Source organism: uncultured Brevundimonas sp. (genome assembly GCF_947305955.1).
In the GTDB taxonomy this organism is placed as follows: domain Bacteria; phylum Pseudomonadota; class Alphaproteobacteria; order Caulobacterales; family Caulobacteraceae; genus Brevundimonas.
This window is the reverse complement of record NZ_CAMZFB010000002.1, coordinates 13,500-28,500: the sequence shown is the minus strand read 5'-3', so window position 1 is coordinate 28,500 and position 15,001 is coordinate 13,500. Positions and strand designations below refer to the sequence as shown.

17 protein-coding genes and 1 tRNA gene are annotated in these 15,001 nt (G+C 58.9%); 10 read left to right on the top strand and 8 right to left on the bottom strand.

Annotation, left to right across the window (positions count from 1 at the left end; genetic code table 11):
• Positions 1-2: 2 nt before the first annotated feature.
• The 9 genes from Q0Y42_RS00820 (at position 3) to Q0Y42_RS00780 (ending at position 7,682) form a co-directional block, all read left to right on the top strand.
• Complete coding sequence (locus Q0Y42_RS00820; protein ID WP_297799118.1) at positions 3-557, top strand: helix-turn-helix domain-containing protein; 555 nt, start codon at positions 3-5, stop codon at positions 555-557.
• Positions 550-1,311, top strand: coding sequence for a hypothetical protein (locus Q0Y42_RS00815; RefSeq protein WP_297799116.1), 762 nt, complete (start codon positions 550-552; stop codon positions 1,309-1,311). The genes Q0Y42_RS00820 and Q0Y42_RS00815 overlap by 8 nt, the downstream gene beginning before the upstream one ends.
• Before the next feature lie 196 nt (positions 1,312-1,507).
• Positions 1,508-1,783 carry a hypothetical protein gene (locus Q0Y42_RS00810; protein ID WP_297799115.1) on the top strand — a complete coding sequence of 92 codons (276 nt, stop codon included), beginning with the start codon at positions 1,508-1,510 and terminating at the stop codon, positions 1,781-1,783.
• Positions 1,784-1,791: 8 nt separating this feature from the next.
• Entirely contained in the window at positions 1,792-2,742 is a 951-nt protein-coding gene (gene mobQ / locus Q0Y42_RS00805) for a MobQ family relaxase (RefSeq protein WP_297799113.1), read from the top strand.
• Between the two features lie 347 nt (positions 2,743-3,089).
• The gene (locus Q0Y42_RS00800) at positions 3,090-3,587 is read left to right on the top strand and encodes a TIR domain-containing protein (protein WP_297799110.1); all 498 of its coding nucleotides are present in this window, start codon (positions 3,090-3,092) and stop codon (positions 3,585-3,587) included.
• 4 nt (positions 3,588-3,591) lie between these two features.
• Complete coding sequence (locus Q0Y42_RS00795) at positions 3,592-4,752, top strand: toll/interleukin-1 receptor domain-containing protein (protein ID WP_297799108.1); 1,161 nt, start codon at positions 3,592-3,594, stop codon at positions 4,750-4,752.
• Positions 4,753-5,415 (top strand): hypothetical protein, encoded by a 663-nt coding sequence (locus Q0Y42_RS00790; RefSeq protein WP_297799105.1) that lies wholly within the window; start codon positions 4,753-4,755, stop codon positions 5,413-5,415.
• 42 nt (positions 5,416-5,457) lie between these two features.
• Positions 5,458-6,039: a hypothetical protein gene (locus Q0Y42_RS00785; protein ID WP_297799102.1), complete on the top strand. Its 582-nt coding sequence runs from the start codon at positions 5,458-5,460 to the stop codon at positions 6,037-6,039.
• 677 nt (positions 6,040-6,716) lie between these two features.
• Positions 6,717-7,682: a hypothetical protein gene (locus Q0Y42_RS00780; RefSeq protein WP_297799100.1), complete on the top strand. Its 966-nt coding sequence runs from the start codon at positions 6,717-6,719 to the stop codon at positions 7,680-7,682.
• A 201-nt stretch (positions 7,683-7,883) separates the two neighbouring features.
• Here Q0Y42_RS00780 and Q0Y42_RS00775 read toward each other — a convergent pair.
• From Q0Y42_RS00775 to Q0Y42_RS00745, 7 genes are all read right to left on the bottom strand, one after another.
• Positions 7,884-7,958 (bottom strand) — tRNA-Gly (locus tag Q0Y42_RS00775).
• Positions 7,959-8,112: 154 nt separating this feature from the next.
• Complete coding sequence (locus Q0Y42_RS00770) at positions 8,113-9,048, bottom strand: TraB/GumN family protein (RefSeq protein ID WP_297799097.1); 936 nt, start codon at positions 9,046-9,048, stop codon at positions 8,113-8,115.
• A gap of 36 nt (positions 9,049-9,084) precedes the next feature.
• On the bottom strand, positions 9,085-9,282 hold the full coding sequence (locus tag Q0Y42_RS00765) for a helix-turn-helix transcriptional regulator (protein WP_297799095.1): 198 nt from the start codon (positions 9,280-9,282) through the stop codon (positions 9,085-9,087).
• 7 nt (positions 9,283-9,289) lie between these two features.
• On the bottom strand, positions 9,290-9,766 hold the full coding sequence (locus Q0Y42_RS00760; protein WP_297799093.1) for a hypothetical protein: 477 nt from the start codon (positions 9,764-9,766) through the stop codon (positions 9,290-9,292).
• A 78-nt stretch (positions 9,767-9,844) separates the two neighbouring features.
• Positions 9,845-11,257 carry a DNA recombination protein RmuC gene (gene rmuC, locus Q0Y42_RS00755; RefSeq protein WP_297799091.1) on the bottom strand — a complete coding sequence of 471 codons (1,413 nt, stop codon included), beginning with the start codon at positions 11,255-11,257 and terminating at the stop codon, positions 9,845-9,847.
• A 71-nt stretch (positions 11,258-11,328) separates the two neighbouring features.
• Positions 11,329-11,931 carry a recombination mediator RecR gene (recR, locus tag Q0Y42_RS00750; RefSeq protein WP_297799089.1) on the bottom strand — a complete coding sequence of 201 codons (603 nt, stop codon included), beginning with the start codon at positions 11,929-11,931 and terminating at the stop codon, positions 11,329-11,331.
• Positions 11,931-12,260 (bottom strand): YbaB/EbfC family nucleoid-associated protein, encoded by a 330-nt coding sequence (locus Q0Y42_RS00745; RefSeq protein WP_297799087.1) that lies wholly within the window; start codon positions 12,258-12,260, stop codon positions 11,931-11,933. The genes recR and Q0Y42_RS00745 overlap by 1 nt, the downstream gene beginning before the upstream one ends.
• A gap of 146 nt (positions 12,261-12,406) precedes the next feature.
• Between Q0Y42_RS00745 and Q0Y42_RS00740 the strand changes: the two genes are divergently transcribed.
• Complete coding sequence (locus tag Q0Y42_RS00740) at positions 12,407-13,021, top strand: malonic semialdehyde reductase (RefSeq protein WP_297799085.1); 615 nt, start codon at positions 12,407-12,409, stop codon at positions 13,019-13,021.
• Positions 13,022-13,078: 57 nt separating this feature from the next.
• Here the strand turns inward: Q0Y42_RS00740 and Q0Y42_RS00735 are convergent, their stop codons facing one another.
• A complete protein-coding gene (locus Q0Y42_RS00735; RefSeq protein WP_297799083.1) occupies positions 13,079-14,950 on the bottom strand; it encodes a DNA polymerase III subunit gamma/tau in 1,872 nt (623 codons plus the stop codon).
• Between the last annotated feature and the right edge of the window lie 51 nt (positions 14,951-15,001).

Below are 15,001 nucleotides of genomic sequence, written 5' to 3'. Positions count from 1 at the left end.
TAATGAGGCAGTCCGCACGTTCCTCTAAAGCCATAGCCGCTCAGAAATTCGAATGGATCGAGGCCGTGGCCAGCGATCCAAAACTATCGGCTCAATGCTGTCGTATAGCCATGCTTTTGCTCAAGCACTTCAACCGCGATTTGGGAGAAGCATGGCCTTCTCACGACACTCTTGCGAAGAGGCCTGAACTGACGGCCAGGACTGTCGGCACCGCACTGCGGACGTTAGAGAGCAAAGGCTATCTCCAGGTCCGCCGAACCAAACGCGGTATTACCAATCGATACAAAATTGGCTTTCCGAATGGGTATCGCCGCCTCCGAAACCGACGCTCCAGTCAACTTGCTGATTTAGGCAGGCCCGCAGGAAATAACAGGTATCCAACCAAGGAACCGATTTTCCTACAAACCCTTGAAAATAATAATTCCCCCTTACCCCCAGATAAGGTTCCCGCTTCCCAATCCGCAGAAGTGCGCGCCTTTGTACGAGAAGGAGCTGTAGAGCTGGTCAGAACCCTGCGTGCAAAATCTTCCAGCACGAAGGGAAGCCGCTATGCGTGATCGTGATTACGGCAGAGGTAGAGATCTTCGTTCAATCTCAAATGAGCCCAAGAACGAGCTGATCGATATCGGAGAAGAGTTTGACTTCTATGCTGACGAAGCAGCCACCAAGCAGGAAGCCGAGGCCCAGCAGCTAGCGCTGTCTCTAAGCCAGATCATCGGCGGGCATGTTGAACTAAAACTCTTCCTACAGCAGCTCAAAGCAAGCTTGAGCGCAAAGGAAAAGCGTGAAGCAGAACGGCTAGCCGCTCTTTCTCGAATGACCGTGGATCCGTCGAGCGTTGAGCAAGCAGCCATGCGAGGGGCTCAAACTGGAGCCGCTCATCAATTGTCCTCCGTCGCATCGCACTTCGAGCAAGCAACAAACTCTGTCGAAAGCCTGAAACAAGCTCTTCTGCGTGATCGAGCAAGCACCGCAAAGGATCGCTCGCTCTGGATACGCGGAGCAATCGCAGCGGTGATAGCTATGTCGTGCGCATCGTTGATAGCTGGAGGAAGCGGGTTCATAGCTGGGCAAAAGGCCGGTGCCGATCGAGGCTATGCTGAGGCCCGCGATGAAGTTGCCGCGGCCTCCTGGGCAAACACCCCCAACGCTAGATTTGCGAGGCAGCTCGATCAGGACGGTAGCCTGACGGCAATGCGCGAGTGTTCGGGAAAACAATGGCGACGTATGCGGATGAGTGGGCAGCACGTCTGTTTCGCGGGAGCGGTATCTGCGGGCGGCTCACTTCAGGGATGGAGGGTCCCCAAATGATCCGCAATCCCGGTAATGTCTCACATGGGGTCCAGCGTCGAAACGCTGGCGGGGGCTTGGGGCAAGTCGCCCCATCGCGAAGCGAACGGGTGCAGGGGCGAAGCCCTTGCCGCACGCATTGGGTACCAATGCTAAAGTGCGCCCTTGGTCCTTTCCGACCGGCGGGTGTGGTGCCCCCCACGCAGGAGATGGCGCAATGACTAGGCCATCCCCGGAACGCTTGGCTCTCGCGCGCCAGAAGCTTTCCCAAGCACAGGCCCGTTTCGACGCCATGGCCGCCAGAGCCAAGGCGGGCGAGCGAAAGGCGGATACACGGCGCAAAATCATCCTAGGTGGTTTGCTGTTGGAGGCGGCGCGCAATGACACGCGTTACGTCTCTGTCCTCAACAGTCTTATGGATCGCATCTCGCGGGATATCGACCGTAAGCCTTTCGAGGGCTGGTCTCTTGATCGCGAACTTGCCGGAGACTGAGACGGGCCATGTCGATCTTTCATCTGTCGGTGAAGTCGATCTCTCGCTCGATGGGCCGCAGCGCGGTTGCCGCTGCGGCCTACAGGGCTGGCGAGAAGCTCACCAACCATCGCGACGGCCTAACCCATGACTTCACCGGCAAGCCGGTTATCGAGGCTCTGATCCTAGCGCCAAGGGATGCCCCCGCTTGGGCTCTCGACCGCTCCATTCTGTGGAACCAGGTCGAAGCTACCGAACGACGTAAGGACGCCAAGGTCGCGCGGGAATACGAAATCGCCCTCCCCGCCGAGATTAGCCCGGCTGAACGGCGCAGCCTTACCCTCTCCTTCGCCGACCACCTGGTCACCCGCTACGGTGTAGCCGTCGACGTTGCCATCCACCCGCCCAATACCGAAGGCGACCAACGCAACCACCACGCCCACCTCCTCACCACCACCCGCGCGCTTAGCTCGGATGGGTTCAGCACCAAGACCCGCCAACTGGACGTGTCCTCCACCGCATCCGTAGAGGTCGAGCACCTGAGAAAAACCTGGGCCGATATGGTCAACCGCGCCTTAGAGCGCGCCCACATCCCCCAAACGGTCGATCACAGGAGCTTTTCGCGCCAAGGCATCGAGGCCGAACCCACAATCAAGCTCGGACCAATCTCAACAGCCATTGAACGGAGGGCGTCGAGGGATCGTCGTAATGCTCCGTCAAGTTCACCCGTCACGGATAGAGGGCGATCCAATCAGCTGATCTTGCAGATGCGCAGGCTTTCGAGATTCATTGATCAAGCACGGGATCATTTGAGACGGGAGATGAAGGCCTTAAAGCAAGCTTCAAAGACGGCTTATCGAACGCCCAATCAGATTGTCAGCCGTGCCCTCGGACTTGCATCTAAAGTCACAGCGCAGGATCGATCACAAAGCTCAAACCTCAAGCGAAACACCCGCCAACGAGACAGAGGCGGAAGATAGTATCGGCGTTGAACGATGGGTTGTTCAATGCATCATCTGAGAACTGTCTACTCTGACCTGCCGAGCTAATCGCCAACTAACGTCTCATTTTGACGCAACTCGATCTTTGAACTTGTCCACTTCTGGGATGGCTCACCCGCTTCGCTCACTTCGTAAGTCTGATACCAAGCGGCCGTTAAGGCGGTCGGCTTTAAGAGTTGGTTGCTTTGAATAGTGGCGAACCACATTGGCAAAGACGACCAAAATTTTAGCGATAATTTAGTGCTATAGTACCAGCAATATCGTTGCGGTTGTTGCTGGCATGATTTGTGCTGGCTCAGGAAATGTTCACATAGGGAGCATTCACCATGCCGCGGCGCGTATTTTTCAGCTTTCACTTTGATAACGACTACTGGCGCACCCAGCAGGTCCGCAACATTGGTGCCCTAGAGGGGCAAGCCGTTTGCACGCCAAACGCTTGGGAAGAAGTCAAAAAAAAGGGCGACGCAGCTATCGAGCGGTGGATTGCTGAAAATATGAACGGCAAATCGTGTCTAGTATGTCTAGTCGGCTCACAAACAGCGTCCCGTCCGTGGGTCATCCATGAGATCTCGAAGGCATGGAACGATGGTAAGGGCGTGGTGGCAATTAGCATTAACAAACTTCTCGACGTGAATGGTCAGCCATCGGCCGCAGGGGCAAACCCCCTCTCCAAGGTCAGCTTCACTAACAAATCAGGCACACTAGCCGACGTGGCACAGCTCAAGATACCGGCGGGCTCAGACAGTAAGGCTGTCTATGCGTCGATCTCGGCCAACATTGAGTCTTGGATCGAGGAAGCCATCCGTATCCGAAACCAGGCCTGAAACCGTGGCAGTATATGAACTCGCGATCCTCGGCGATGTCTCCCATGCTGATAGGGACCAACTGACGAACACCATCGCGTCGCTGCTCGTAGATTTCGAGTTGGACGTGGGAACGTCTGTTGCAGTCCGCACAGGCGAGGACATTGCACAGCGTGACAAACATGCAAGCTCTGCGGCCGCCTATTTCGGCGGCGACTCTAATAAAGATCTCGACGCTGCGCGCGCGCTAGTCGAGGCGAGCGTGCCAGTCATTCCCACCATTAAGGCTGGCGAGGACTTTAACTCGGTCATTCCAAGCTTCCTACAGGGCTTTAACGGGCACCGTCGTCGAGCCGACGATCTCAAGTTCACTGAACTGGCGACAGCCCTCCTTGAATGCGCGGGCCTGCTTCGCCGCCAGCGACGAGTCTTCGTAAGCTATCGGCGTGTTGAGTCGCGAGCCGCCGCCGTCCAACTGCACGACGAGCTAAGCAGCCGTGGATATGATGTGTTCCTAGACACGCATGACATAATGCCCGCAGATCCATTTCAGGAAGTACTGTGGCATCGGTTGTGTGATTCCGACGTCATGGTGATGCTGGATACGCCAAACTATTTTGAGCGGAAATGGACTAGGCAGGAGATTGGTCGCGCCCGAGCAAAGGAAATTCACGTTCTCAGGGTGGTCTGGCCAGACTACACGCCAAACAAGATGACTGATCTCGCTGAGACCATTTATCTTGAGCCGCATGAATTGGAGGCTGCAGACGGACCAATCATCGATGCCACAGTTGATCAGATCGTTCTGGCCGTCGAAGCCCTACGGAGCCGCAGCATCGCTTCCAGATACATGTCGATGACGGGTAAGGTACGGGCTGAGGTCACCAAGATCGGCGCAACGTTCGAGGGCGTCGGCGCACACCGCGCACTTGCTATACGCCTGAATGACGGAGCGAAGATTTGGGCTTATCCTGTTGTGGGTGTGCCGACAGCTGAACTACTCAATGACATCGCCATAAAGGCTAAGAACGCTGAACAAGCTGGCACGCCCATTCTTGTTTACGATCATGTAGGAATTGGTGCTGCTTGGGCATCGCACCTAACTTGGCTCGACGAAAATATCACCTCCGTCCGTGCCATTCGGGCTGCAGAGTTTGGGTGGACGATCGTGGGCTTGGAGAGCTAGATGTCGGATGCGATCTTTCTATCAGCTGGGGTGCCCGATCCGAGACGCAGCCCAGAAGATGCAAAAACGGCGAACACCGTCGCGATTCAAGCTGCGGTTTCGGCCTTACTTTTCGTGACCTTAGGCCGCCGCCCGCTCGTTTGGGGGGGGCAACCTGGGATCACCCCGATGGTCTGGGTTGTCGCTGAAGACATGGGACTAGACTACGGCCGCTGGGTAAAGTTGTACCAGTCCCGCTTCTTCCAAGACGAATATCCTGAAGACAATATTCGTTTCCAGAACGTGACCTTCATCGATAGTGTCAACGATAGCCGTGACGACAGCCTATTGGCTATGCGGAAAGCTATGTTCCAGCAGAACCAATTTTCGGCTGCGATATTCATCGGTGGTATGAAGGGGATCGTCGATGAATATGAGCTGTTCCAAAAATTACAGCCTCAAGCGACTATTTTGCCCATCGCATCGACCGGCGGTGCGACCCTTGAGGTGGCGAAAAGATTGGGCACCTCCGATCCAGATCTCTTTGATAATCTCGACTACGTTAGCTTGTTTCATCGGCGCCTCGGCATCCAAGAACAGGAAAGGCGTTATATCCGTCCGGACGAACAGCCTGCTGACATAGCAGACCGTCTATGGAAGCCAGATCCACGCCGCCCCGCGTAGTTCTGCAGGGAAGAGTAGTTCGAAAAATAAGGGGAGCGCGTCTTGCTGATCACAGAAGAGCGTCTGCGCCAGCGCGCGTCGCTTGTAGAGAAGGCTATGAAAAAATCGGCGGGCCGCATTTTGATGGAACACGCCGCCATTGAAGATCAGGCCTTCGACATTTTTCTTAGCCATTCCAAGGCGGATGAAGAACTTATCCTAGGGGCCAAAGAACTTCTCGAAGATGATGGCTTCACCGTATACGTTGATTGGATCCAAGATCCGCAGTTAGATCGTACTAAGGTCACCCAAGAGACAGCTGCAGTGCTACGGGAACGGATGGCTCAGTGTGGAATGCTTGTCTACGCTCACAGCCTGCACTCGAGCACATCAACATGGATGCCTTGGGAGCTGGGCTTTTTTGACGGCATGAAGGGCAAGATTGCGATACTACCAATAGCAGCTAGCGATGAGCTAGAGTTCAAAGGTAACGAGTATCTCGGCTTATACCCTTATCTCGATCACGTTCCGGCCAGAGGAGCAACCAAGCCCAGATTTTGGGTCAACCGATCGTATTCCGTCTACGCTAACCTCGATCTTTGGCTCCGCAAGAACGTGCAGATCCAAGATCGAAGTCCATCTTGAGGCCGACGCTATCCGATTAACTTGCCGGCATAGTTGCCAGTCTAGCTACGTCCGCGCATCTAACACTGGAGTTATAGCCCTAATCCTATTGCCCCCAGTAGCCGACAAAGTTCCAATCCAAAAAATTCATTAATATCTTCGCCATGTCAGCAGATTCACCACGTTCACGATGGAATCAGAAATGGCGCAGGTACGCGCGCAGCGCCAGGCTTCGCGCTCACATCCTAGGTTTTGCCCCGCATCCCAACCAACGTGAAGCACTTCGCTACCACCACGAGCAGGACGTCCTGCATAAAAATGCTGAGTGCACCCCCCTAGAGGGCGATGAAATTTCGACTCTGTGTATATCCACCGTTGAATACTTCACGCCCTCTACGGTTAATCACCTGCATCGGGCTCTTCGTCTGCTCCGGCTAGGGAATGACACTTTTCGACATACAGATCCGTTACTCTGGATAAGCGAAGCGCGATCACAGGATCAACGAGGTAGCTGGTATCATCTAGGCTATATCTATCCGAAGGCGAGTAAGCGCATTTACTCACGCGGTGCTCCAGGACCTGTACCGCATTCCTTCGAGCACATCAGCGTTCAGGTGCACGCTATTACGCCGTCGCTATCGGCGTGCTGCCTAACGTTTTATCTGAAACCGGAGGTAAGAAATCAAGTCAGAGAGGAATTGGCTCGATACCGCTTCCCAGAATTTATCTCTTACGGCCGTGCGTACTCGGTGAACGATCCAGAGCGCGTGAAGGCCGCAGCAATTGATCGCTTTCGAAGGGGTTTAAGGCTTGAGATACATCAGTGGGGCAAGCGCCATTTGCCAGGCTTCTTTTCTGCGGAGAAGGCTGAGATTCGTCCTTGTCTCGAGTTAAACCTGTACGAGATGGGACCGCGTAGCCATCCTAGGGACACGATATGGGGGCTGGCTGGTCTTGAGCGCGGAATCAAGTGTTGGCGACGTGAAGCCGAGGCTGGAGGTGTCCTGGTCTTTCCTTCTCGAAGCACCTTAGAACGTTCGAAGCATGCTTTCCTGTTCCTAAATTCTGCGGACATTTCGGAGGCAAGTCTGCGGTCGTACGGCACGGCAAAGACCGATATCGCTTATTCCTTAAAGGACGAGTTAGAAGAAATCGTGTTGTCGTGGGGGCTTCAGGCCCTACTTTCGGCCATGCAAGAAAAGCTAAGTCTCGTGCGCGACAATCAGCTGGGACTTGGCCGTATTGGCGCACAGCGCGCAATCAAGCGCATGCAGGCAATGAACATTAAAAATGCGGACCTCCAGTCTATTTGCGGAGAACTTCAGACAGCTACAAGGTCGAGGTTTCATCGAGATAGCTACATCTATCGAGGGGGGAACTGGGCTGGTAAAGAAGCGAGAGATGATCTGCTTGCTTGGTTTTGGATTGCGGCCGGAAAACTGGCAAAGCGGCTCGCCCTGTTTGATCGCGATATCCGCGCCCTATCTCAGCATCAGGGTAATTTAATAGTCGCCGAGCAGAACCTGCGCCTACAGTCTTTGGTAGGGCGAATAACCGTTGTTGCTCTTATTCTTGCATTAATCTCTGCGTATGAGCCCGCAGTGCGGCTGTGGCCGAAGATGCAAACTTTAATCCAAGCGCTGTTAGCCGCCTATGGCCGCTAACTGACCTGACATTTCGGCAGTTCCTCTTAAATTCCGTAGCGTCCCACTTCTAGAGACTATGCGAGGCCCTAGCGCGAAGACGAAATTGACGGGTATCCGTTCAAATTATTTTCGGATTGGTAATCGAGGACAACGACGGGACAACGGCGAGATTTACGAGCTTATCGCTCGCTAAAAAATTCTCTAACTCATTGAAAATATTGGAGCGGGTAAGGGGAATCGAACCCCTGACATTCAGCTTGGGAAGCTGACGTTCTACCTCTGAACTATACCCGCCCGACGAGGTGTGCGGGACCATAGCAGCGGGCAGGGTAAAAGGAAGAGCGCAGTTGAGGGGCGGCCCAAAAAAGTTCGCTTCAGCGCGCACTTAGCTCACACGAAAAAGGCCCGGCAGTTTTGCCGGGCCTTCTCCAGTTTTGGGTCTTCTTGCTTAGTGCGTCACGCGCTCGGCGGTGATGCCTTCGGCAGCCAGCATGGATTGGACGCTGTCGGGGCCGGCGAGGTGGGCGGCACCGACGGCGATGAAGGCCGTGCCCGAACCTTCCAGCAGCTGCTTGATCTGGCGGGTCCAGTTGGCGTTGCGGCGGGTCAGTAGGGCCTCATAGGCTTCGGGCTGTTCTGCCTTCATTTCGGTGACGAGGGCGGTCTCGATTTCCGGGACGTTGCCGGTCGCCCAGGCATTCATCAGTTTTTCCATCTGGTCCGGCGTCTCGGCCAGATCGTCCAGCGAGGCGCGCAGCATGGCGATCTGGCCCTCTTCCGAAATGCCAGCCATCAGTTCCAGCTGCTCGCGCAGGGTCTCAAAGCCCTTGATCGGCTTACCCTCGGCGGCGGCGCGGGCCATGAGCACCTTTTCAACGCCGGCGTTCGGATCAAAGCCACCGATCATCAGCTGGACCAAAGCCAGCTGCATCGACACGAACCACGGACGCATCGGATCGAACATTGCAGCGTTGGCCCCGAGCTTTTGCGCCACAGCGTCCAGCTTGGCGATGTCCTCGGCGGTCATGATCGACGACAGCGGGCGATCCGGCGACAGGCCCAGCTGTTGGATCAGCGGCATAGCCTGCGCCTCGTTACCCATGTCGCTCAGCTCGAACCAGATTTCGTCAGCCGAGGAGAAGGCGGCATCGACATGCGCCTGACCCCATGCCGTGGTCGGCTTCAGCAGATGGAAGCTGCCGAACAGATAAAGGGTGCTGTCCTCGTCACGGATGACCCACATGGCGGGGCCTTGACCCTCGGCCTGCGGGACAGCGACAGGGGCCGGAGCCGGTGCCGCCTGTTGGGCCATGGCCGACGGAGCCAGCCACAGGGTGGCCACAGCCGCGGACGAAGCCATCAGGGCGCGGATGGATTTGATCATTGGGTCGTTTCCTAAATGGGGTGGTTCGACGCGGGCTCAGGCCACATCGTCAATGAAGATGTCTTCGATGGTCAGTTCGAACAGACGGGCGATCTTGAAAGCCAGCGGCAGCGAGGGATCATATTTGCCGGTTTCAAGCGCATTGACGGTTTGGCGGGACACGCCAAGTTCCTGAGCCAAATGCGCCTGGGACCAGTCCCGTTCCGCGCGGAGAACTTTTAAACGATTGTTCATGCTGGGATTATCGGCGGCGTAGCCACCAGATCCCCCACGCGATGCCATATCCGGCAATCATCAACATGAGCAGCCACAAGGCACCGGTCGCGGCATAGGCAGCCGGATCGGTGCGGCCGCTGAATGCGCTGGGTATGGCGATAGTCTTGGAGATGGGCGTCATGCCGATAAACAGCATGATCATGCTCAGCGCCATGGCACCAGAACCGCCCCAATACCATGCCCATTTGTGGGCCTCCTGAGCGGCCTCGTCGATGGACTGCATCCAGCGATAGCCGATCCACATACTGCCCACGGCACCGATCAGGCCGAGGATAGCCACTCCGGGCAGCATGTAGCGTGTCGCTGCGGGAAAGAGGCCTTCTTCATAAAGGGCACCGCCGATGCCCATAGCGACGCCGCCCACAAAACCCAGCAGCAGCGCCAGCACCAGCCATTTGATCGGCTTGGGTATGCGTTGAGGTTTGGCCTTGGGAACGCTCATGACAAGTGCCTTTCACTAAATGACAAGGACTCTTTACAACCATCCCGTCATTCATGTCAAGCACACTTGTCAAACGTCCTACTCGGCTGCGTCGTCCATTTCCGGCGCTTCCAGCAGGGTTGCCGCGACGGGCGCATCCAGCACCTCGACACCGCGAAGGCGGCGCTCGACGGCGCGGGTGCGTTTGCCGGCCTCGTCCACGGTCTTGCGGGCGGTATCCAGCTGCTTGCCCAGCTTGTCCCAGACGTCGCCGTATTTCTGGAACTCGGCCTTGGCCGCGCCCAGCACCTGCCAGACCTCGCTGGAGCGCTTCTGGATGGCCAGGGTACGGAAGCCCATCTGCAGCGAGTTAAGGAAGGCGGCCAGGTTCGACGGACCCGCCACCATGACACGGTACTGGGTCTGGATCTCGCGGATCAGGCCCGGACGACGCGCCACCTCGGCATAGAGGCCTTCGGTCGGCAGATACATGACGGCGAAATCGGTCGAATAGGGCGGCTTGATATAGCTGTCTGAGATCGTCTTGGCCTGAAGGCGCACGGCGCGTTCCAGCTGTTTGGCTGCCGCGTCGATCTGGACCACATCGCCCGCATCCTGGGCGGTCAGCAGACGGTCATAGTCCTCGTGCGGGAATTTGGCGTCGATCGGCAGCAGGATCGGCTCGCCATCGCCCTGCCCCGGCATGCGGACGGCAAACTCCACGCGCTGGGCGGACGACGGGTCGATCTGGGTGTTGGAGACATATTGATCCGGTGCCAGCATCTCTTCGAGGATGGCCCCCAGCTGCATCTCGCCCCAGCCGCCGCGCGTTTTCACATTGGTCAGCACGCGCTTGAGATCGCCCACGCCGCTGGCGAGCGACTGCATCTCGCCAAGGCCCTTGTGCACCGCTTCCAGACGGTCCGAGACCTGTTTGAAGCTTTCGCCCAGGCGCTGCTCCAGGGTGCCCTGCAGCTTCTCCTCGACGGTGGCGCGCATTTTCTCGAGCTTTTCCTCGTTGTCCTTGCGCAGGGTCTCGAGGTTCTGGCCGACCGTGGTGCGGACCTTTTCCAGTTCCACCGCCATGGCCTCGCGGCCTTCCTTCTGCTGGACCTGCAGAGTCTCGATCAGCTTCTGCAGCCCTTGGTTGGTCTCGGTCAGGCGCTTGTGCTGGCCGTCGGCCAGATCGGTACCTGTCTTTTGCTGGATTTCGGCAAAGGCGGTCAGGCGGGTGTCAAAGCTGGTGGTCAGGGCCGACAGCTGTTGGCCAAGCTGGCCCGCATTGGCGGCCAGCGCCTGCGCCAGCTCCTGACGCTGGGTGGCGGATTTGGCGTCGAACTCCAAACGCATCTGGCCCAGTTCGCGGCGCAAGGCCGCCTCGACCATATCGGCCAGATCATCGGATGATGCCGCCGCCTCGGCCCGCCTGGCTGCCGAGAAGGCAAGGAAACCCAGCACAGCCGAAACTGCTGCCAAGGCCACCGCCACGAAAAGGAGAATTTGTACCATCATAGACCGACCTCTAAACCCGTTCGGCCATTAGGCCCCCACCATTACGTCAATAACGGACGCAAACCGCATGGTCAGGCCGGACGGCGTGCCCTGAGCGCCTGTACAATCGTACCATCGTCCAGCCAGTCCAGCTCGCCGCCCACAGGCACGCCACGGGCCAGAGAGGTTACCTCTACCCCGGCGGCCGCCAGTTTTTCGGACAGGTAATGCGCCGTGGTCTGACCATCGACGGTCGCGGGCAGCGCCAACACCACCTCACGCACATCGCCGGCCTTGGCCCGTCCGATCAGTTCGCCCACGCGGATCTGATCGGGGCCGACACCGTCCAGCGCCGACAGAAGACCGCCCAGCACATGGTATTTGCCACGGAAGGCTCCGGAGCGTTCCATCGCCCACAGCGCCCCCGCCTCCTCGACCACACAGATCAGGCCGTTGTCGCGCGCCTCATCGGAACAGATGGCGCAGGGGTCGCGGGTGTCCGGCGCGGCGCAGACCGAGCAGTTGACGACCTTGTCCGCCGTCTCGGCCATGGCCGCGGCCAGCGGCACCAGCAGTTGTTCGCGGCGCTTGAGAAGCGCCAGCGCCGCCCGGCGGGCCGAACGCGGCCCCATCCCCGGCAGCTTGGCCAACAGGGAGATGAGGCGCTCGATTTCCGGTCCCGCGGTCGATGCCATCAGAACAGCTTCGGCATGCCCGGAATGTTCATTCCGGCCATCGGCCCTGCGGCCTCGCGCATCAGGGCGTTGTTGATCTCGTCCAGCTTGCGCTTGGCGTCGGCATGAGCGGCCACGATCAGGTCGGACAGGATCTCGCCCTCGCCCGGAGCCATCAGGCTGTCGTCAATCTTTACCGAGGTCACTTCGCCCGGTCCCTTCAGGGTGACGGTCACCAGACCGCCGCCCGAGGTGCCCTCGGCAACCGATTCGGCCATCTTGGCTTGGGCCTGCTGCAGTTTTTCCTGCATGGCCTGAGCCTGTTTCATAAGTGCGCTAAGGTCTTTCATAGGCCCTAGATAAGGTTTTCCTTGGCGCGTCTCCAGTCCCAACCACGCCGCATGGGCGCTTAAAAATCTTTGCGGCCCCTCTTGCATCCCGCGCCAATCGCGCTATTTGCAACAGCAGTTGTTTTATTTAACCAATGGAGGCCACCGTGGCCTATGATAATTCGAACGATCGTAGCCAGCCGGTTGCCGATCAGGTTCTCGCCCAGCTGTTCACCGAAGCCCGCACCCGCAATGCGTGGAGCGACCGTCCGGTTTCGGAAGACACGCTGAAGGCCCTGTATGAGCTGGTGAAATACGGCCCGACCGCCGCCAACTCGACCCCCGCCCGTTTCGTCTTCGTGACCTCGCCCGAGGGCAAAGACCGCCTCGTCCCGCTGCTGCAGGAAGGCAATCAGGCCAAGACCCGTCAGGCTCCGGTCGCGGTCATCGTCGGCTTTGATGTGAACTTCCACGAAACCCTGCCGGAACTGTTCCCGCACGCCCCGGGCGCCAAGGACTGGTTCCCCACCCGCGAGGGCCGCCGCGAAGTCGCGCACAAGAACGCCTCGCTGCAAGCCGGCTATCTGATCAGCGCCGCCCGCGCGCTGGGTCTGGATGTCGGCCCGATGACCGGCTTCGACTTCGACGCCGTGAAGAAGGAATTCTTCCCTGAAGGCGACGTCGAGGTGAACATGATCATCAACCTCGGCTACGGCACCGACGAGAACCTGTTCCCGCGCTCGCCGCGCCTGCCGTTCGAGCGCGCTGTCCAGATCGTCTGACGCGCAGAATTGCCCGAAAAGAGAAAGGCCGCTTCCCGAGGGAGGCGGCCTTTTTTGTCAGTCATCGTCGTCGTGATGCGCTTCGTGGTCATCAGGGATGGAGGGGGTCTCCACCGCAGGGGCCAGAGTGCGGATATCCCTGATCTCGGCACCGGGGAAGGCCGCAAGCAGGGAGACGATGAACGGATCCGTCTCGACCGCCTGACGCTGGGCCGCCTTGGCCTTGTTGTGCTTCTCGATCATGGTCTCGCCGCCGCCCTGACCATTGGCGGCGATAAGCCATGTACGGCCCGTCCATTCCTTCAGGCGCGACGACAGACGGCGCGCCAGATCGAAGGGTGCACCCTCGACCGGTTCATAGGTGATGGCACCGGGCTTGAAGCTGACCGGACGGACATAGCGTTCGACATCAAGCTGCAGCGTGATTTCGCGCTTTTCCCCGATCAGGGCGACAACCTGTTCGAAGGTCTGAGGATTGGGCAGTTTGGGGGCCTGTACCGGCTGGGGTTGCAGCATGGCCGAGGCCCCGCCTCCACCACCGCCGCCACTACCGCCTCCACGAGGACCTGAACCACCGCCCGGCAGTTGTCCGTCGCGGATCGACTTCAGCGCATCTTCCGGCGACGGCAGGTCCGCCGCATAGGCCAGACGAACGATGGCCATTTCCACGGCATCGGCGGGGTTGGGCGCGCGCCGCACCTCGTCCAGCGCCTTCAGCAGCATGGACCAGCTGCGCGACAAGGTGGCCGCTGAAATGGCCGCGCCCAGCGCCGTCAACTTTTGCGCTTGATCATTGGGCAGGCGCGTGGCGTTCGGGCCCAGCATCTTGGCGACCGAGGCCGCGTGGCAATGCTCCAGCAGGTCGTTGGTGATCTGCACCGGATCGGCGCCATAGCCGTACAGGGTGCGGAAATTCTGGAGGGCCTCGGCGGTGCGGCCTGCCATGATGGATTCAAACAGGGCGATGGTCTGGGTGCGGTCGGCAAGGCCTAGCATGTCGCGCACCGTCTCGGCGGCGACCACCTCGCCCTTCTCGCCCTGAACCAACGCCTGATCCAGCAGAGACAAGCCGTCACGGACCGAACCTTCGGCGGCGCGGGCGATCAGGGCCAGCGCCTCCTGCTCGATCTTCATGCCCTCGCGCTCGGCCACGCGGCCAAGGTGGCCCGACAGGACGTCCGGCTCCACGCGGCGCAGGTCGAAACGCTGGCAGCGGGACAGGATGGTCACCGGCACCTTGCGGATTTCGGTCGTGGCGAAGATGAATTTGGCGTGCGGCGGCGGTTCTTCCAGCGTCTTCAGCAGGGCGTTGAACGCCGCCGTCGACAGCATGTGCACTTCGTCGAGCACATAGACCTTGTAGCGGGCCTCGACCGGCGCGTAGCGCACGCTCTCGATCAGCTCGCGGATATCGCCGACGCCGGTATTGGAGGCGGCGTCCATCTCGATCACGTCCATGTGCTGGCCGGACATGATCGCCTTGTCGTGGCGACCGTGGGCGGTCAGTTCCAGCGACGGACGGTCGATGGTGTCAGTTTCGTTGTTGAGCGCGCGGGCCAGAAGGCGGGCGGTCGTGGTCTTGCCCACCCCGCGAACGCCCGTGAGCATGAAGGCGTGGGCGATACGGCCCGTGGCAAAGGCATTCGTCAGGGTACGGACCATGGCCTCCTGGCCAATCAGGTCCTCGAAGGTGCGCGGGCGGTATTTGCGCGCCAGCACCGTATAGGCTTCACCCTCGTCCGAAGGCGCAGCCTCGACGGCGGGGACCGCCTTTACAGGCTCCGGCTTGGCTTCCGCAGCGGGCGCTGGGGCCGGCTCGGCCGGTGCGCCGAACATGTCGGATGTATTGGGATCACGCTCATGCGCCTCCTCTTCAGGGGCGTCCACGTCCCACGGGGGGCCATCAAGATTGTGATCGGTATCGCTCATGCCTCAAGTCATAGCGCGAAGGCGGCGGTTTTCGCACCCCCTTCGCGCATG